Source organism: Histidinibacterium aquaticum (genome assembly GCF_008710275.1).
GTDB classification, from domain to species: domain Bacteria; phylum Pseudomonadota; class Alphaproteobacteria; order Rhodobacterales; family Rhodobacteraceae; genus Oceanicola; species Oceanicola aquaticus.
Genome location: NZ_VYQE01000004.1, coordinates 338,684 through 355,366, shown reverse-complemented (window position 1 = coordinate 355,366; position 16,683 = coordinate 338,684). Strand labels below are relative to the sequence as shown.

The 16,683-nt window shown below is 66.9% G+C and carries 18 protein-coding genes; 8 read left to right on the top strand and 10 right to left on the bottom strand.

Translation table 11 applies throughout. The annotated features are described in order from the left end of the window. From F3S47_RS14375 to F3S47_RS14330, 10 genes are all read right to left on the bottom strand, one after another. On the bottom strand, positions 1-315 hold the full coding sequence (locus F3S47_RS14375; RefSeq protein WP_150445969.1) for a hypothetical protein: 315 nt from the start codon (positions 313-315) through the stop codon (positions 1-3). Beyond that, complete coding sequence (gene ctaD / locus F3S47_RS14370; protein WP_150445968.1) at positions 312-2,831, bottom strand: cytochrome c oxidase subunit I; 2,520 nt, start codon at positions 2,829-2,831, stop codon at positions 312-314. The genes F3S47_RS14375 and ctaD overlap by 4 nt, the downstream gene beginning before the upstream one ends. Continuing rightward, a complete protein-coding gene (gene coxB / locus F3S47_RS14365; protein WP_150445967.1) occupies positions 2,828-3,760 on the bottom strand; it encodes a cytochrome c oxidase subunit II in 933 nt (310 codons plus the stop codon). The genes ctaD and coxB overlap by 4 nt, the downstream gene beginning before the upstream one ends. Beyond that, entirely contained in the window at positions 3,757-4,257 is a 501-nt protein-coding gene (locus F3S47_RS14360; RefSeq protein WP_150445966.1) for a c-type cytochrome, read from the bottom strand. The genes coxB and F3S47_RS14360 overlap by 4 nt, the downstream gene beginning before the upstream one ends. Before the next feature lie 6 nt (positions 4,258-4,263). After that, positions 4,264-5,118 carry a c-type cytochrome gene (locus tag F3S47_RS14355; protein ID WP_150445965.1) on the bottom strand — a complete coding sequence of 285 codons (855 nt, stop codon included), beginning with the start codon at positions 5,116-5,118 and terminating at the stop codon, positions 4,264-4,266. Positions 5,119-5,131: 13 nt separating this feature from the next. Then, positions 5,132-6,913 carry a GMC family oxidoreductase gene (locus F3S47_RS14350; protein WP_150445964.1) on the bottom strand — a complete coding sequence of 594 codons (1,782 nt, stop codon included), beginning with the start codon at positions 6,911-6,913 and terminating at the stop codon, positions 5,132-5,134. A 1-nt stretch (position 6,914) separates the two neighbouring features. Beyond that, complete coding sequence (locus tag F3S47_RS14345) at positions 6,915-7,658, bottom strand: gluconate 2-dehydrogenase subunit 3 family protein (RefSeq protein ID WP_150445963.1); 744 nt, start codon at positions 7,656-7,658, stop codon at positions 6,915-6,917. A gap of 152 nt (positions 7,659-7,810) precedes the next feature. Then, positions 7,811-9,373: an alpha-amylase family glycosyl hydrolase gene (locus F3S47_RS14340; protein WP_191090201.1), complete on the bottom strand. Its 1,563-nt coding sequence runs from the start codon at positions 9,371-9,373 to the stop codon at positions 7,811-7,813. Then, complete coding sequence (locus F3S47_RS14335) at positions 9,363-10,211, bottom strand: SDR family oxidoreductase (RefSeq protein ID WP_150445961.1); 849 nt, start codon at positions 10,209-10,211, stop codon at positions 9,363-9,365. The genes F3S47_RS14340 and F3S47_RS14335 overlap by 11 nt, the downstream gene beginning before the upstream one ends. 11 nt (positions 10,212-10,222) lie before the next feature. Then, positions 10,223-10,609: a SpoIIAA family protein gene (locus F3S47_RS14330; protein WP_191090200.1), complete on the bottom strand. Its 387-nt coding sequence runs from the start codon at positions 10,607-10,609 to the stop codon at positions 10,223-10,225. A gap of 129 nt (positions 10,610-10,738) precedes the next feature. On the opposite strand from F3S47_RS14330, the gene F3S47_RS14325 reads away from it, so the two are divergent. The 8 genes from F3S47_RS14325 to hpf all read left to right on the top strand — a co-directional run bounded on the left by F3S47_RS14325 (position 10,739) and on the right by hpf (position 16,664). Continuing rightward, positions 10,739-11,272: a methanogen output domain 1-containing protein gene (locus F3S47_RS14325; protein ID WP_223877835.1), complete on the top strand. Its 534-nt coding sequence runs from the start codon at positions 10,739-10,741 to the stop codon at positions 11,270-11,272. After that, positions 11,205-12,413, top strand: coding sequence for a sensor histidine kinase (locus tag F3S47_RS14320; protein ID WP_223877844.1), 1,209 nt, complete (start codon positions 11,205-11,207; stop codon positions 12,411-12,413). The genes F3S47_RS14325 and F3S47_RS14320 overlap by 68 nt, the downstream gene beginning before the upstream one ends. Positions 12,414-12,448: 35 nt before the next feature. Continuing rightward, positions 12,449-13,060, top strand: a complete 612-nt coding sequence (locus F3S47_RS14315; RefSeq protein ID WP_150445958.1) for a ribonuclease D — start codon at positions 12,449-12,451, stop codon at positions 13,058-13,060. After that, entirely contained in the window at positions 13,057-14,028 is a 972-nt protein-coding gene (locus F3S47_RS14310; RefSeq protein ID WP_150445957.1) for a KpsF/GutQ family sugar-phosphate isomerase, read from the top strand. Before F3S47_RS14315 ends, F3S47_RS14310 begins: the two co-directional genes overlap by 4 nt. Before the next feature lie 9 nt (positions 14,029-14,037). After that, positions 14,038-14,643, top strand: coding sequence for a hypothetical protein (locus F3S47_RS14305; RefSeq protein ID WP_150445956.1), 606 nt, complete (start codon positions 14,038-14,040; stop codon positions 14,641-14,643). Further along, a complete protein-coding gene (lptA, locus tag F3S47_RS14300; RefSeq protein ID WP_150445955.1) occupies positions 14,640-15,116 on the top strand; it encodes a lipopolysaccharide transport periplasmic protein LptA in 477 nt (158 codons plus the stop codon). The genes F3S47_RS14305 and lptA overlap by 4 nt, the downstream gene beginning before the upstream one ends. 1 nt (position 15,117) lies before the next feature. Then, positions 15,118-15,867, top strand: a complete 750-nt coding sequence (gene lptB, locus F3S47_RS14295) for an LPS export ABC transporter ATP-binding protein (RefSeq protein ID WP_150445954.1) — start codon at positions 15,118-15,120, stop codon at positions 15,865-15,867. 218 nt (positions 15,868-16,085) lie between these two features. Then, a complete protein-coding gene (gene hpf, locus F3S47_RS14290) occupies positions 16,086-16,664 on the top strand; it encodes a ribosome hibernation-promoting factor, HPF/YfiA family (RefSeq protein ID WP_150445953.1) in 579 nt (192 codons plus the stop codon). Positions 16,665-16,683 lie beyond the last annotated feature (19 nt).

Sequence of the window (16,683 nt, the reverse complement as noted above, 5' to 3'; positions counted from 1 at the left end):
TCAGCCTCCGCAGGTGGGGAAGGTGAAGAGAAAGGCGGTATCGAACAGTATCGCCACGACCGAGATCACGGCGAGCCAGATCGTGGCGGGCACGAGAGGGCGCTCGGGGATCCGCCGGAGGAAGAACGCGGGCAGGATCGCGGCCAGCACGAGGATCGCCGTGCCCACCCCGGCGATGATCCAGGAGCTTGCCGGATCCAGCAGCGCCCGCGGCGCGCACTGGGCGGAGATGACCGAATAAATCAGCACGAAGTGGATCGCCCAGGCCGTAGGCGGTCCGGCGATTGCGAGGAGCTGTGTCCGGCGTCCGTTCATCCGACACCTCCCAGGGCGCAGGCCAGCAGCAGCCCTGCCGCGGCGATGGTCATGAGACCCGTGCCCTTGGCGAACCCGGCAAGCTGGAAATCCGCCATGGCCTGACCGGGCTGCACCGCACTGGCGAGCTTGCGTGCCACGTTGAAGAGCGCCCAGAACACGACGGTCCCGAGCAAGGCCGCGACGAAACCGGACATCGCCCAGAGCACGGCCCCGAGCGCCGTTCCCCAGGGGTCGACCGGCAGGAGCGTCAGCCAGAAACCCCAGGCGGTCGCGGCAGCGAAAGCGGCGGTCAGGACGCCGAGACCCGCCGCCCCGGCAAAACGGCTCGCCATGGCGGCGTTCCGCGCGGCCACTGCGAAGAGCGCGACGAGCAGCCCCCCTGCCCCGGTCAGTGCGGCCCAGAGCTGGACCGGGCGGGCCGTGGCGTCAGCGAACTCGGGCTGCGTGTTCCAGAGGAAAAGTCCCCCGAAGACCACCGACCCGAAGAGGGCGAAGAGGATCAGCAGGGTGCCGATGAGGCCGACGTGCATATGGCTCCTGCGGTCGATGGCATTCACCGGGAGCCTGTGGCCCAGTCCGGCGAACCGGGTGACGCCGCTGTCCGAGGGCTCCCACCCCCAGAGCGCGAAGCCGAGGAGCGCCCCTACCGCCCCGACGGCGCAGAGCCAGTAGGCGGAGGCGAGGGTTGCGCCGAAGAGGATCGCGACCATCACCGCCGAGAACATCGGGATCCATGTCGGGTGCGGCAGGCGCAGAATCTGGATCGGTTCCCCGGTCACCGGGTCGCAGCCGACCGTCTCGCGCCGGCCGTCGGTCATCACGTTCAGGATGCCCTCCACGGTGGGCGCCTCCCGATCGTTGAGCTCGGGCTGGTCCCAGAGCGGCTCGCGGCTCGTCACCGGCGGGATCGCGTGGAAATTGAAGCCCGGTGTCACGGTCGGATAGAGCCACTCGAGCGTGCCCGCGCCCCAGGGGTTCCGCCCGGCCGGCGGGCCGCTCCGGCGGTGCCGCAGGAAGTCGACGATGAAGAGCAGCACCCCGGCGGCGAGGACGTAACTGCCCAGCGTTGAGATCAGGTTCAGCCGGTCCCAGCCGATGCCCTCCGGGTAGGTCGAGATGCGCCGCGGCATCCCCCTGAGCCCCGTCAGGTGCATCGTGAAGAAGGTCACGTTGAAGCCGATGAACATCAGCCAGAAGACCCACTTGCCGAGGGTCTCCGACATCATCCGCCCGGTGAAGTGCGGCGCCCAGTAGTAGAAGGCCCCGAAGAGCGGGAAGACCATGCCGCCGATCAGCACGTAGTGCAGGTGCGCGACGACGAAGTAGCTGTCGTGGGCCTGCCAGTTGAATGGCACCGAGGCGAGCATGACCCCTGTCAGGCCGCCCAACACGAAGATGAAGAGAAAGCCCAGAACGAAGAGCATGGGGACGGTCAGTCGGGGTCGTCCCTGCGCCAAGGTGGCGATCCAGGCGAAGATCTGGATGCCGGTGGGCACCGCGACCATGGTCGAGGCCGCCGAGAAGAGCGAGAGCGACAGGATGGGCAAGCCCGTCGCGAACATGTGGTGTGCCCAGAGGCCGAAGGAAATGAAGCCCATCGAGACGACGGCCGCGACGACGAAACCGTAGCCGAAGAGCGGCTTGCCGACGAAGGTCGGCAGAATGGTCGAGACCATGCCGGCCGCCGGCAGGAAGATGATGTAGACCTCGGGGTGACCGAAGAGCCAGAAGAGATGCTGCCAGAGAAGCGGGTCGCCGCCCAGCGCGGGGTCGAAGAACGGCAGGCCGAGCAGGCGCTGCGTCTCCAGCAGGATCGAGCCCATGATCAGAGGCGGGAAGCCGATGGCGATCATGAAGGCGGTGATCAGGATGTACCAGGCGAAGACCGGCATCTTGGTCAGCGACATCCCCGGCGCGCGGGCGCAGAGGATCGCGGCGATGAGCTCGACCGCCGCGGTGACCGAGGCGATCTCGGCGAAGGTGATCCCGATCAGCCAGAAGTCGGCGGAGAGCCCGGGCGTGTACTCGGAGGTCGACAGCGGCGTGTACATGAACCAGCCGCCCGCCGGCGCCGCGTCGAAGATGAACGACGACAGGACGATAATGCCACCCAGCAGGTAGCAGTAGTACCCGAACTGCCCGAGACGCGGGAAGATCAGGTCCCGTGCGCCCAGCATCAGCGGGATGAGGTAGACCGCGAAGCCCTCCAGGATCGGGATCGCGAAGAGGAACATCATCAGCGACCCGTGCATCGTGAAGACCTGGTTGTAGGTCTCGGCATCTAGGAAGGTGTTGCCCGGCACGATGAGCTGGGTCCGCACGAGAAGCGCGAGGAACCCGGCGATCAGGAAGAAGATGAAACCGGTCGCGATGAAGCGCTTGCCGACGACCCGGTGACTGACGGAGGACAGCACCTTGAGTCCCGGCGGCTGCGCCCAGACCTCCTCGAAGCTCTTGTGGGGCTCTCCCTTGCGTGCGCCGGGATAGTCCCGCATTTCGTCGAGGACAGTCATTGCGACAGGCTCTCCAGGTAGGCTGCGACGGCCCGAAGATCCGGACCGCTGAGGTGGTTGTAGGAGGGCATCTCGGCGCCGGGCTTCATATCCTGAACGTCGGAGATCCAGCCCGCGAGGTTCCCGAGGTTCATCTCCCACATCCCGGCCCCGAGGCTCGCCCGGCCGCCGACGCGCGTGAGGTCGGGGCCGATCTGCGCCCCCTCGGCGACGCCGCGAATGGTATGGCAGGCGGGGCATCCCGCCTCGACGAAGACCTCCTGCCCCTGCCGTTCCTGCGGGCGAACCGGATCGCGCGCCTCGCCCTGCAGGTTGCCGAGGAAGGTCGCGAAGGCCTCGGGCTCCAGCGCCACGGCCTCGAAGGACATCAGCGGGTGCGAGAGGCCGCAGAACTCGGCGCACTGGCCGCGATAGCGGCCGACCTCGGTAGCGGTGACAGTGAGCTCGTTCACCCGGCCCGGGATCATGTCCATCTTGCCGGCGATCGAGGGCACCCAGAAGGAGTGGATCACGTCATCGGACTTGAGCCGCAGGGTGACGGGCCGCCCCACGGGCAGGAAGACCTCGTTGGCGTCACGCAGGGCGACGCCCTCGGGGTCGTAGACCACGTCCCACCAGTACTGGTGGCCGGTCACCTCGATGACCAGCTCCTCGTCCTGGGGTCCGGCGATGGCGCGCAGGGCGAAGGTCGAGAGGGCGAAGAGCACGGCGAGCGTCACGATCGGGAAGATCACGCCGCCGCCCACGATCCACCACGTCCGGCCACCGCCGTCGCTGCGCCAGGCCGACGCGATGGCCCAGAGGACGAAAAGGAAGATGACGCCGCCGGCTATGGTCATCAGGACCGTAAGCCAGAGCGCCCACTCGGCGTTCTGGCCGGCAGCGACGAGGGCCGACTGGGCGCCGAATTCGCCGAGCTCGGAGTTCATCGATCAGTCCCCAGGGTATAGAGATAGGCGGCCATGTGTTCGGCCTCCGGCTCGGTCACACCGAGGTCGGGCATGGCGGTGTCGGGCGCGTAGATCGTCGGATCGATGAGCCAGCGGACAAGGTCTCCGGGCTCGTTGGGAAGCACGCCACCGACGTAGGCCCGGTCCGCGAAGCCCGCGAGACGCGGGCCAACGCTCCCGTTCGCCCATGCGATGCCTGGGATCGTGTGGCAGGCGCCGCAGCCGTAATCCGCGATGAGCCGGGCACCCGTTTCTGCGTCGCCATTCAGCACCTGGTGCCGGGCGTCCTGCCAGTCCGGCCTGTTATCGGACTGAGCCCGCCGCCAATCGTTGAACGCGGCGAGCCGGTCGTTCCAGTCCGCGAAAATCTCGCCGACCGGATCCTCGTGCCCCGGCCGGGCGACGGCCCAGTGGGCCACCGCGACCGATGCGCCGAAGGCAAAGATCAGAGCCAGAAAGATCCCCAGTCGCCGCATCATTCCTTAATCGACGTCGGAGAGCAGGTCGCTGGTTTCCGTCTCGATCTCGGCAACCTCGCCATCGTCCATCGGCGCAGGCGGCGTGACGCTTTCGAGACCGGGCCGAACCCGCGCGTAGTAGGCGGAGACGGCGCGCATGTCCTCGTCGGTCATCTTGGAGGCGATGGTCTCCATCACGCCCATGGCGTCGTTCTGGCGCGTGCCTTCCCGCCAAAGCTGGAGCTGGTGGCTCATGTACTCCGCGTATTGTCCGGCGAGGTAGGGCACGGAGGGCGGATTGCCGGTACCGTTCGGCCCGTGGCAGTTGACGCAGCCCGGGATGCCTTGCTCGGCAGAGCCCACCGCCGCCAGCTGGCCGCCCCACTGGAGCTGATCGCCACTGATCGGGGCCGCGGCCTGCGGGCCGGGCCAGGGGGCTTCGACCACGGCGTAATAGGACGCGACCGCCTCGCGTTCGTCCTCGGTGAGGCGCTGGGCGATGCCGGTCATGATCCGGTTCGGGCGCGTGCCCTCGGCGTAGTCCTCGAGCTGCTTGTACATGTACCAGCCCGGAAGACCGGCGAGCCGCGGGAAGACCCCCGCGCCGTCGCCCTGTCCGTTGGCGCCGTGGCAGGTCACGCAGGCCATTCCGGAGCCGCCGTTCTCGGCGCCCCCCATGGCCACGAGACGCCCGAGTTCGAGCATGTCGTCCGAGGGTTCCTCGTCGATGGTCGCGTTGAACAGGGTGCTGTCGACGTTGAGCCGGGCCTCCAGTTCGTTGACGCGGGGGGCCTCGGACATGTCCTGGGCCGGGGCGGCGAGGGCCGCACCGAAGAGGACGGGCAGACCGAGAAGTACGGATTTGGTGGTCAGTCGCATGGGCTTTCCCTTCTCACGCGTCCATCAGCGGGCGGGGGTTCTGCAGGTAGTCGTTCTTGAGCGCGTCGATGGTCCAGTAGGCGAGCCCCATGAGCGGACCCGTCGGGTTGTAGCCGAGGTTCTGCGGGAAGAGGCAGGCGCCGAAGACGAAGACGTTGTGGTGGTCCCACATCTGGCCGTAGCGGTTCACCACGCTGGTCGAGGGATCGGTGCCCATGACCGCGCCGCCCGTGTTGTGCGTCGTCTGGTAGGGCACGATCGAGTAGTTGTCGCCCTCGGCGGCGCGGTTGACCGTCGAGACGGCGCGGACATTGTCCATGTTCCGCGCGATCTCCTCGGCCTTGCCGACAAGGTACTCGGACATGCGCCGGTCGTTCTCGGGGAAGTTGAAGGTCATCCGCAGGAGCGGCTGGCCGTAGTCGTCGGTATAGGTCGGGTCGAGGTCGAGGTAGTTGCCCTGAACCGGCATCGACGAGCCGTGGCAGACGATCCCGATGTGGTGCAGGTAGTTCTCGCGCACGGCCTGCTTCCACTCCGCGCCCCAGGAGGGGGTGCCCGGCGGCGTCGGCTGGTAGTTGATCGGACGGCCGTTCGTCTGGTTGGCCGAGATGTAGCCGCCACCGACGAAGCCGAGGTCGGTGTGGTCGAAGTTGTCGCCGTTGAAGTCGTCGATGGTCATGCCCATCGCGCCGGCGCCCATGAAGGGGTTGGACCAGACCTCGTCGTTGAAGAAGACGCCCGCCGCCGCGATGGTCTGGTAGGCGTAGTTGCGCCCGACCGTGCCTTCGCCCGTCTCCGGGTCGTAGGGCGTCCCGAGGCCCGAAACGAGCATCAGGTGCACGTTCCAGAGGGCGTAGGAATTCAGGCAGACCGTGTCGGCGGGCTGGAAGACCTCCTCGCCGTTCTGATCGAGGTAAGTCACGCCCGTCGCTGTCTGTCCGTCCTCGCTCTTTTCCACGCGCAGGACGTGGGAGCGGTAGCGGATCTCGATCGGGTCCTCCTCGGCGAAGGTGTCGTAGATGCAGATGATCGGATCGGCCTTGGCGAAGTAGCCGCAACCGAAGCGCTCGCAGAAGCCGCAGTAGGTGCAGGGATGCAGCTGTGCGCCGTAGGGGTTCTCGTAAGGCGCGGTCACGTTGGCCGAGGGCATCGGGAACGGGTGGTAGCCCATGCTCGCCGCGGTATCGCGGAAGATTTTCTGCGGCGGCGAATGCTTCATCGGCGGATTGGGGTACTCCGACGACCGCGGGCCCTCGAAGATATTGCCGGCATCGTTCTGCTCGCCGTTCACGTTGCCGGCCTGACCGGCGGTGCCGCAGACGCGCTCAAAGAAGTCGAAGTGCGGCTCGAGTTCCTCGTAACTCACGCCGTAGTCCTGCACCTGCATGCCGTCGAGGATCTCGGCCCCGTAGCGCTCGGTGTAGTGCGTGCGCATGTTCAGGTCGGAGGGCAGGGGCCGCCAGAGCTGACCGTTCCAGTGGATGCCCGCGCCGCCGAGCCCCTTGCCGGGAAGGAAGGAGCCGAGCCGCCGCATCGGCAGCGCCGTTTCTGACGTGTTGTTGCGGAACGACAGCGTCTTGGTCGGCGTGTCGATCATGTGGCCCTTGTGACGGGCGTACTTGAGCTCGTCATGCTCTTCGGGGCCGCCGAAATTCTCGGCATCGTGGCGGTAGTCCCCGCGTTCGAGGATCACGCAGCGCTGGCCTTCGGCCGAGAGCTCCTTGGCCACGGCGAGGCCGGTCCAGCCGGCGCCGACGATGACCACGTCGGTCTTGGGAAGCGTCCTGGCAGCCATCTCAGCCCTCCTCGGTACGGTTGGCGGGGCGGGCGGCGCCGGCGCTCGCCCCGAGCGAGGCGGAGCGGCGGGTCCCGGGGATGTGGGCGATGCCCATGGGCGGCTTCTCGTAGGGGACGTTCTGGTCCACGAACGAGAGGTAATAGGCGTGCGCACCGGGGAAGCCGATCATGTCCCAGGCGGCGTAGTCCTTGTTCCCGCCGTAGATCGGGTCGGCGAAGAAGCCCTCGTTCACGATCGAATGGAGCTCCTGGAAGAAGGCGGCGGCGCCGATGTCTTCGCCGAGGTCCATCTCGCCTTCAGAGAGACGGGTGATCAGGTCCTCGCGCCCGGCAGCGTCGAGGTCGGCGAGCGCCGTGCCCTCGGCCTCTTCGATGCGCGAGATCGCGGTGCGGAAGAGCTCCGCCGGCGTGTATGGCATCTGGTAGCCCTGCGAGTTCGTCGCGCCGTCCGGGAAGGGGCCCTTGAGGTAGAGCCCGTCGCCCTTACCCCAGGGAGAGGCGAGCTGGAGGTCGATGAAGTCGACGACGCCGACCTGGCTGGCGGACGGGTAATCATCCTCTGGAATCAGGACGTCCCCGGCTGCGGCGAGGAACCGGGCCTCGGCGTCGGTGAGATAGAACCAGGGGGTGCCTTCGAGATTGGCATAGGCATTCTGCGCGGCGGCGCGCCCCGGCGCGCCTGCGGCAAGACCCGAGGCGCCAAGACCAAGGAGAACTGCGCGGCGGGAAAACGATGCAGGCATCGGCTACTCCAGCATGTCGGACACGACTCTGGAACAGGCCCCCAAGCGACAGGTTCCGCTGTCAATTCAGCTTGACGCTGGGGCCGGAGGGATAACCCGCTGAATTAAATAAATAATTTATCTCAAATTTTCTTGAGCTCGAGGTGATCCGATCAGGGCTTCCGCTCGTATCCCCAGACCGCTGCCGTCTGGGGCGGAAGCTTGCCGTTCTCCAGTGGCCCGCTGGACAGCGCGGGTTCGCCGTAGTCGCCATCGACCGGGACCGTGTCCGAGAAATTGAACAGCGCGCGCCACCCCCGGCCATCCAAGAGGATGTCCAGCCGCAGGACATCGTTCTCCGACAGCGCTGCGAAGGTGTCGGGCCGCGACAGCCGCTCTTTGCGACGGAAGGCGATCGACCGGCGCGTGAACTGAAGCGGGCTTTCCGCGGCGGCTTCCTGGTGTTCGACGCTGTCGTGTTCCGCCCAGCGCATCGGGAGCCATGGCGTGCCGCTCGTGAAGCCCCATCCTGGCCCCTGCGAAGTCCAAGGGATCGGGACGCGTGCGCCCTCCCGCCCCGGTCCCTCTGGCCAGTAGAGCAGGTCGAAGGGGTCTGTCACTTCTTCCTGCCGCAGTTCCGGCTGGGGCAGGCCCAGTTCCTGACCCTGGTAGATGAGCAGGGGGCCGGGGAGCAGAGACAGGAGCAACTGGTAGAACCGCGCAGAGGCCCAGGAGCCGTCCCCATGGGCCGAGTTCGACCGGGGCTGGTCGTGAGACGAGAGCCACCACGTCAGCCTGCCCCAGCGGCCCTGTGCCGCCATCAAGGCATCGGCGATCTTCCCCGGGTCGGTGGCGGCCTCGGGGAGGTCGGTCGTGTAGACCGAGTCCAGCCGTCCCGGCTCGGTGAAATCGAGTGCGAGCTGAACCGACTTGTTGCCGGAGGTGCTCTCGCCCAACAGGAAGCAGGCCTCGCCGCCCCACTGCTTGATCTTCTCCATGTAGGCGGCGCCGTCCCCGGGGATCATGTCGTGCCGATGATCCTGGTAGGTGTAGGGGTTGTGGTTCGGGCCGCTGACCTTGTCGTGCACCTCGAAACTGGCGGGCGGGTTGTCGCGCAGGTTCTCGTCGTGGAGGTAGCTCGTCACCGCGTCCAGGCGGAAGGCATCGACGCCGCGGTCGAGCCAGAAGCGCAGGGTCTTGCGGTGGTCGTCCTGAACGTCCGGGTGACGCATGTCGAGGTTCGGCTGGCAGTCGAGAAACTGGTGCAGGTAGTACTGCCTACGTTCGTGCGACCAGGTCCATGCCGGCGGACCGAATTGCGAGAGCCAGTTGTTCGGCGCGGTCCCGTCCGGGTTCGGATCGCGGAACACGAACCACTGCGCCATCTTCTCGTTGCCCTCGAGCGCAGCCTCGAAGTTCACGTGCTTGTGGCTGACGTGATTGAGCACCTGGTCGATCATGACGCCAAGGCCCAGCTCGTGCGCCTTAGCGACGATCGCGTCGAAGTCCTCGATGGTGCCAAAGCGCGGGTCCACCGCCCGGTGATCGCAGACGTCGTAGCCGCCGTCGTCGAAGTCCGTGCAGTAGAACGGCGAAAGCCAGATGCCGTCGACGCCCAGCGAGGCGACATACTCGAGCCGGTCGAGGATACCCTGGAGATCGCCCTCGCCCGAGCCGGTCGTGTCCCGGAACGAGCGAGGGTAGATCTGGTAGATGACCGGGTCGTCAGGCAGCAACGACAACGCCGCCGTTCGGGTGCAGGGTCTGGCCGCTGAGGTAGTTGCCGTCGTCGGACGCCAGGAACAGGAAGCAGGTCGCGACTTCCCAAGGCTGACCGCAGCGGCCCATCGGGGTGCCCGCGCCGAATTCGTCGACCGAGGTCTCCATCGTGCCTGGGATGAAGGGGGTCCAGATCGGTCCCGGAGCGACGGAGTTCACCCGAATTCCCTTCGGCGTCAGCGCGTTGGCCATCGACCGGGCGAGCGCCAGCGTCGCGCCGCGCGAGGTCGAATAGGCCACGAGACTGTCGTTGCCTTTGAAGGCGTTGACCGAAGAGGTGTAGACCACCGAAGCGCCGGGCTTCAGGTGCGGGAGCGCCGCCTGCGTGACGAAGATGGGCGCCATGACGTTGCTGTCCATCGTCCGGCGCAACGTGTCCTCGGACAGGTCCTCGAGCCCCTGATCGAGGTACTGCTGTGCCGCGTTGATGATGAGCACGTCGAGCTGACCGAAATGGTCCACCGTGCGCTTCACGGTGTCGGTCGCGGTGGACTTGTCGCCGAGGTCTCCGCGCAGAAGCAGGGCCTCGCTGCCCTCGCGCTCCACCAGACGCTGGGTCTCTTCGGCATCGGTGTCCTCGTCGAGGTATGCGATGGCCACCTTGGCGCCTTCGCGGGCAAAGAGCACGGCCGTCGCGCGACCGATTCCGCTGTCGCCGCCGGTGATCAGGGCGACCTTGTCCTTGAGCTTGCCGGTGCCGGGGTGGCGCGGCTCGAAATCGGGCTTGGGCTCCATGCGATGCTCCGCGGCGGGCATGGGGTCCTGGTACTGTTCGGGATGATTGTCGTCGGCCATCTTGGTCTCCGTCAGGAAAGGGAGGGCTGGGCGCGCAGCCAGTCGAGCGCCTCGGCCTCGGTGTCGAAGGTCTTCGCGTTGACCGGCAGGAGCTTGCCCATGGTCTCGATCATGGACTCGGCGGCGTCGGGGGCGCCGGCGACCACGTAGTTCCGCACGTGGCGCAGCGACTTGAACCGGGCTTCGATCGCCTCGCGGCTGAGCGAGGCGCCGGGCTCGGAGGTCTCCGGGGTGTCGAAGACGAGCAGCATGTCGACCTCGTCGTGGCGGGCGAACCGGTCGATCATGTAGTCGGACATCTCGGTCATGTCCTCGCGCGTCACGCGCCGCACGATCCGGAAGCCGTAGGTCGCGGTGAGGCCGGTCTCGATCTCGGTCACGGCATTCGACTGAAACATGGCGCGCTCCTTGGTTGCCATGCCGAACGCCGGGCTCCGCCAGCTGTTCCCGTGGCCGGGGCCCATTAACCGCCGGTTGGGGAAAACCCGGTAAGCCGACGCGAAGAACTACGGACGGAAAGGCAACCGGTGACGACCCAGCGCAACTCGCAAGCGGCCAGCACGGCCCCGACGATCCCCGCCGCGGGCATCACCCGCGACCGGGACCAGTTCCTGCGTGAACTGGTGAGAGAGCTCGCGATCGTCCTCGAGGACACGGTTGGCCTAGAGGAGGCGGAGGGGTTCATTTCCACCGTCGGGAACCGGATCGGCCGAATGATGGACGCGGACTATCGTCGCGCCATGCAGGAGGACGAGCTTGCGATCGAGCAGGTCGCGCGGGTCCTCGTCGACCTCAAGGCACGGATCGAAGGCGGGTTCGAGATCGAGCGGATCACGCCTATGGCGATCTTCCTGCACAACACCCGCTGCCCGTTCGGCGCCTACGTGGAAGGGCGACACTCTCTCTGCATGATGACGTCGAGCGTCTTCGGACGCATCGCGGCGGCAAACCTCGGATACGCCCGGGTCGTGCTCGAAGAAACGATTGCGGCTGGTGACGGCGGGTGCCGCGTGGTCGTCCATCTCAAGGAAGGTGAAGGCGGCCGTGAATATTATTCCTGACGTTTCCCAGGCCGCGCTGCCCCTGGATGCTAGTTTGGCTTTCGATCACATGGACCGGGCCGCCCTTGTCGTCGATCCCGCCGGGAACGTCCTTGTCGCGAACCGCGCGGCCCGGAGGGTGCTCAGCCTCGAACCGGACGCCCTGCCCCTCCCCATCGAACGCCTGTTCAAAGGCCCGCGCGACCAACTGCTGGGAGACATCGTCGCCGCGGCCTCCGGGTCACGCCTCACGCTCCTGGCAGCCGGCGCGGCCAGGCGCACGCCATTCGGCTTCCGCGTCTCCCCTATCCGCGAAGACGCGCTCGTGAAGGGGTTCGTGCTGATCCAGACACCGGAGCCGGCCCCTTGGAAAACCATCGCCGACATGAGCGACCAGTTGCGCGAGGCGAACGCCCGCGCCGCTCACGAACGCCGGGCGAAGCTCGAGCTGAAGCGGCACAACCGCGCGCTGGAAAACTTCAGCCACGCCGCGGCGCACGACCTGAAGGCGCCTCTACGCAACATCTCCAGCGTGCTCGACCTGCTGGCGGAGGACTACGGCAAGCGTCTCGATGACGAGGCGCTGGACTACCTCTCGAAGGCGAGCGAGGGCGCACGGCGGCTCCAGTCGTTGATCGCCGCGCTCCTTGAACATGCCCGCTCAGGCGACGTCGCGCCGAAGCTCGGGGCGGAGTGCCTGGATACGGCGGTCGCGGCCGTCCGCGCCGACCTCGACCTCCTGCTCGAGGAAACAGGCGGCACGATCATCGTCGGCGAGACCCTGGGCGAGGTCGAAGCCGACCGCACCATGCTCGGACAGCTCCTGCAGAACCTGATCGGGAACGCCATCAAGTACCGCCATCCCGACCGACCGCCCGAAATCCGGATCGACCGCACCCATCAGACCCTCATCATTCGCGACAACGGCCGAGGGTTCGAACCCGAGCGCGCGGACAGCCTGTTCGAGCCCTTCGCGCGGCTGACCGTTTCATCGGGGATCGAGGGCAGCGGGATCGGCCTCGCAACCTGCCGCCGCATCTGCGACCGGCACGGTTGGACCATCGAGGCGGAGGGCCGGCCCGGAGAAGGCGCGATCTTCACGGTGGGCAACCTGCGCGTTCCGGTTGTCCCATCAGTTGCAACGCCTGGCCCCATGGACTAATCGCGTGTCACTCCACGGTGACCGGAGCGGTGCGGATGGCCAATCACCTCTACCAGAACGATCTGCCGGACGGGCTCGATCTCGGCCCGGTCGTCGCCATCGACTGCGAGACGATGGGACTCAATCCGCATCGCGACCGGCTCTGCGTCGTCCAGATGTCCGGCGGCGACGGGCACGCCCACCTGGTCCAGGTCTCCAAAGGCCAGACCGAGGCGCCGAACCTCAAGGCGATGCTCGAAAACCCCGAGGTGCTGAAGCTCTTTCATTTCGGACGTTTCGACATCGCCGTACTGCTGCATGCCTTCGGGGCCATGACAGCGCCCGTCTACTGCACCAAGATCGCGTCAAAGCTTGTCCGGACCTTCACCGATCGCCACGGCCTGAAAAACCTACTGCAAGAGCTCGTGGCCGTCGATATCTCGAAGCACCAGCAGCAAAGCGACTGGGGCGCGGAGACGCTGAGCGAAGCCCAGCTCGACTACGCCGCGTCCGACGTGCTTCACCTGCACCGGCTCAAGGAAAAGCTCGACGTCATGCTGGCACGGGAAGGGCGGACGCTCATCGCGCAGTCCTGCTTCGACTTCCTTCCGACGCGGGCCCAGCTCGATCTCGCCGGCTGGCCCGAGCAGGACATCTTCGCCCATTGAGCGCCCAGCGCGACACGGTCCTGGCCACCGCGCGCCGGGTCATCGCGACGGAGGCCGAGGCGCTGCGCCTGCTCGAGGGCGCCGTCGGTGAGAGCTTCGCCGAAGCGGTCGACCTGATCCTCGGTGCCACGGGGCGCGTCATCGTCTCGGGGATGGGGAAATCCGGCCATATCGCGCGGAAGGTCGCGGCGACCCTGGCCTCGACGGGCACCCCGGCGCATTTCGTCCATCCTGCCGAGGCCAGCCACGGCGACCTCGGCATGATGACCCGTGGCGACGTCGTGCTGGTCCTGTCGAACTCCGGGGAGACGCCCGAGCTCGCCGATCTTGTCGCTTACACCCGGCGCTTCCGCATCCCGCTCATCGGCGTGGCGACGCGGGAAGAGAGCGCCCTGATGCGCCGCTCCGACGTAAAGATCCTGCTGCCATTGGCCGAGGAGGCCTGCGGCACCGGTGTCGTGCCCACGAGCTCCACCGCGATGACGCTGGCGTTGGGCGATGCCCTGGCGGTGGCGCTGATGGAGCACCGGGAGTTCACGGCCGAGATGTTCCGCGCCTTCCACCCCGGCGGACGGCTGGGCGCCCGCCTCGCCAAGGTCAGCGACCTGATGCACGGCGGAGAGGCCTTGCCCACCGCCCGGCTCGAGACGCCGATGAGCGAGGCGCTGCTGACGATCAGCCAGAAGGGCTTCGGTGTCCTTGGCGTTCTCGGACCGGAAGACCATCTGGTAGGCATCATCACCGACGGCGACCTGCGCCGTCACATGGACGGGCTCCTGGACCGGACCGCCGGCGACGTGATGACCCGAGATCCCGGCACCATCGGTCCCGACGCCCTCGCCGAGGAGGCCGTGGCGCTCATGAACGACCGCAAGATCACCTGCCTGTTCGTGGTGGAGCCCGACGGGCCGCCGCGCCTCTCGGGGCTCATCCACGTTCATGACTGCCTGCGCGCCGGCATCGTCTGAGGCCGCGCGGTGGATACCCATTCCACATACGTCGCATGGGCCAAGACCCTGCTCCCGCTGGCCGCGCTCGTGCTGCTGTCGACGATGTTCCTCTTTGCCCGGTCGCCCAGGGTGAGCGACGCCGACATCCCCTTCGCCGACCTCGAAGCCCTGGCCCGCGAGCAACAGGTCTCGGCGCCGGCCTTCTCCGGCGTCGCGGACGACGGTTCGATCATCGAGATCGAGGCGGACAGCGCGCGGCCCGAGGGCGAGGGTACCGAGGCCATGTCCGTCTCCCGCATTCGCGGCACCGTCACATCTCCCGGGGGGCCGTTGCTCGAGTTGCGGGCGGGGGAAGGCTACATCGACACCGACGCGGGGACAGCCCGGCTGAGTGGGCTGGCCCGGATCGAGACCTCGAACGGCTACGAGGTCGAGACCTCCGCGCTCACCGCAGACCTCGAGAGCGGCCGCATCGAGACCGACGGCCCTCTGGAGGCGCATGCGCCCTTCGGCGAGCTGACCGCCGGTCGGCTGACGGTCGAGACCTCGGAGGAGGGGGGACAGAGCATGGTGTTCCAAGAGGGCGTCCGGCTGCTATACCGCCCCCCGACACAGGAAGGCGCTCCCGAATGAGATTTTTCGCTGCACTCGCGTTCTCGCTGCTGGCCCTGCCCGCCGCGGCACAGACGAACATCGACCTCGGCGGCCTCTCCGCCGAGCCCGACGCGCCGGTCGAAGTGACGGCGGACACCCTCAACGTCGACCGGGACAGCGGCACCGCCGTCTTCACCGGCAACGTGGTCGTCGGCCAGGGCTCCCTGCGGCTTGCCGCCGCAGAAGTCGAAGTGGTCTACGACGAGGAGACCGGAGACATCGCGCGGTTCGCGGCCTCAGGCGGCGTGACCCTGGTGACGGAGACCGAGGAAGCCGAGGCAGAGGAAGCCACCTACGATCTCACGACCGGCGAGCTTTCACTCTCCGGTGACGTGCTATTGACCCAGGGCCAGAGCGCGCTTTCTGCAGAAACCATGACCGTCAACGTCGAAACCGGGATGGCCCAGATGCAGGGCCGCGTGCGCACCGTCTTCCAGCAGGACGGTGAGTAAGATGGCCGCGCTCTCGGTGACCGAGGGCGGCGCGGGCCTGCGCATCGAGCACCTGCGCAAGAGTTATCGCCGGAGGCCGGTCCTGCGCGACGTGAGCCTCGACCTGGGGCGGGGCGAGGTCGTGGCCCTGCTCGGGCCCAACGGCTCGGGCAAGACGACCTGCTTCTACTGCATCGCCGGGCTCATCCAGCCTGAGGGCGGGGTGGTGACCATCGACGGGCGGGACGTGACCACCCTGCCGATGTACCGGCGCGCCAAGCTGGGGGTGGGATACCTGCCGCAGGAGATGTCGATCTTCCGCGGCCTGAGCGTCGAAGACAACATCCTCGCCATTCTCGAGATCGCGGAGCCCGACCGGACATCGAGACGGGAAAAACTCGAAGAGCTGCTGTCCGAGTTCTCGATCGAGCACCTGCGCCGTGCGCCGGCACTCGCGCTGTCGGGGGGTGAGCGGCGGCGCTGCGAGATCGCGCGCTGCCTCGCTGCCGGACCGAAGTATGTCCTGCTCGACGAACCTTTCGCCGGCGTCGACCCTATCGCGGTAGGCGATATCCGGAGCCTCGTGGCGCAACTCAAGACGCGCGGGATCGGCGTCCTGATCACCGACCACAACGTGCGGGAGACGCTGGAGATCGTGGATCGCGCCTTCATCCTGCACGATGGGCACGTCATCATGAGTGGAACGGCGGAGGAGGTCGTGCGGGATGAGAACGTTCGGCGCGTCTACCTGGGCCAGGGCTTCCGCACCTAACCAAGGCGACCTTTCGTCGTTGACAGATCGCGGCGGCCTAGCGCCAAATGCAGGGGATGACAGCGCGCGGTCCCACCGAATCGAGTGCGACGGAGACGAGGCCGAACCGGCCTCGGACGACCCGAAGGACGGCTCATGTCATCGTCCCCGAGCCCGCAGGTTGACCAGCACGACGGTGCCTGGTGTCCCCCGGGTTCGAAGATCAGGAAGGAGATCCCATGCGTTACCAGATCAGCGGCAAGCAGATTGATATCGGTGCGGCCTTGCAGACCCATGTCGAGACGGAACTGGGCAACACGGTCGAAAAATACGCGGGCCGCCCCACTGACGCCACTGTGATCTTTTCCAAGTCCGGCCACGAATACAATTGTGAGGCAGTGGTTCATTTATCCACAGGCCTGACCTGTCAGGCGAAAGGGACCGCGACCGAAATCTATAGCGCGTTCGACAGCGCCTGCGAGAAAATGGACAAGCAATTGAGACGCTATAAGCGGCGTCTCAAGGATCACCACCGCGATCGCTCGCAGCCTGTTGAACTCTCAAGTGCGCCCTCTTATATCCTCGCGTCGTCGGAAGCTGAGGAGAACGAGCCGGACGGCGACGTCAGTTCAATGATCATCGCCGAGATGGAGACGAGAATCCCGTCCCTCTCCGTTGGCGAGGCCGTCATGCAAATGGAACTCGACCATGCTTCCGTACTGGTTTTCCGGAACGAGGGTCATAGCGGTATAAATGTGGTCTATCGCCGGGAAGACGGGAATATCGGCTGGATCGATCCGCGAAACACGAGCAGTTAAGCGTCACGCGGGGCGCGCC

Excerpts from the sequence above, each read along its gene's own strand:
- ctaD (WP_150445968.1), bottom strand. The coding sequence starts at position 2,831 with ATGACTGTCCTCGACGAAATGCGGGACTATCCCGGCGCACGCAAGGGA.
- F3S47_RS14350 (WP_150445964.1), bottom strand. The coding sequence starts at position 6,913 with ATGGCTGCCAGGACGCTTCCCAAGACCGACGTGGTCATCGTCGGCGCC.
- F3S47_RS14335 (WP_150445961.1), bottom strand. The coding sequence starts at position 10,211 with ATGGCCGACGACAATCATCCCGAACAGTACCAGGACCCCATGCCCGCC.
- lptA (WP_150445955.1), top strand. The coding sequence starts at position 14,640 with ATGAGATTTTTCGCTGCACTCGCGTTCTCGCTGCTGGCCCTGCCCGCC.
- F3S47_RS14360 (WP_150445966.1), bottom strand. The coding sequence starts at position 4,257 with ATGCGGCGACTGGGGATCTTTCTGGCTCTGATCTTTGCCTTCGGCGCA.
- F3S47_RS14345 (WP_150445963.1), bottom strand. The coding sequence starts at position 7,658 with ATGCCTGCATCGTTTTCCCGCCGCGCAGTTCTCCTTGGTCTTGGCGCC.
- F3S47_RS14330 (WP_191090200.1), bottom strand. The coding sequence starts at position 10,609 with ATGTTTCAGTCGAATGCCGTGACCGAGATCGAGACCGGCCTCACCGCG.
- F3S47_RS14375 (WP_150445969.1), bottom strand. The coding sequence starts at position 315 with ATGAACGGACGCCGGACACAGCTCCTCGCAATCGCCGGACCGCCTACG.
- coxB (WP_150445967.1), bottom strand. The coding sequence starts at position 3,760 with ATGAACTCCGAGCTCGGCGAATTCGGCGCCCAGTCGGCCCTCGTCGCT.
- F3S47_RS14315 (WP_150445958.1), top strand. The coding sequence starts at position 12,449 with ATGGCCAATCACCTCTACCAGAACGATCTGCCGGACGGGCTCGATCTC.
- hpf (WP_150445953.1), top strand. The coding sequence starts at position 16,086 with ATGCGTTACCAGATCAGCGGCAAGCAGATTGATATCGGTGCGGCCTTG.
- F3S47_RS14355 (WP_150445965.1), bottom strand. The coding sequence starts at position 5,118 with ATGCGACTGACCACCAAATCCGTACTTCTCGGTCTGCCCGTCCTCTTC.
- lptB (WP_150445954.1), top strand. The coding sequence starts at position 15,118 with ATGGCCGCGCTCTCGGTGACCGAGGGCGGCGCGGGCCTGCGCATCGAG.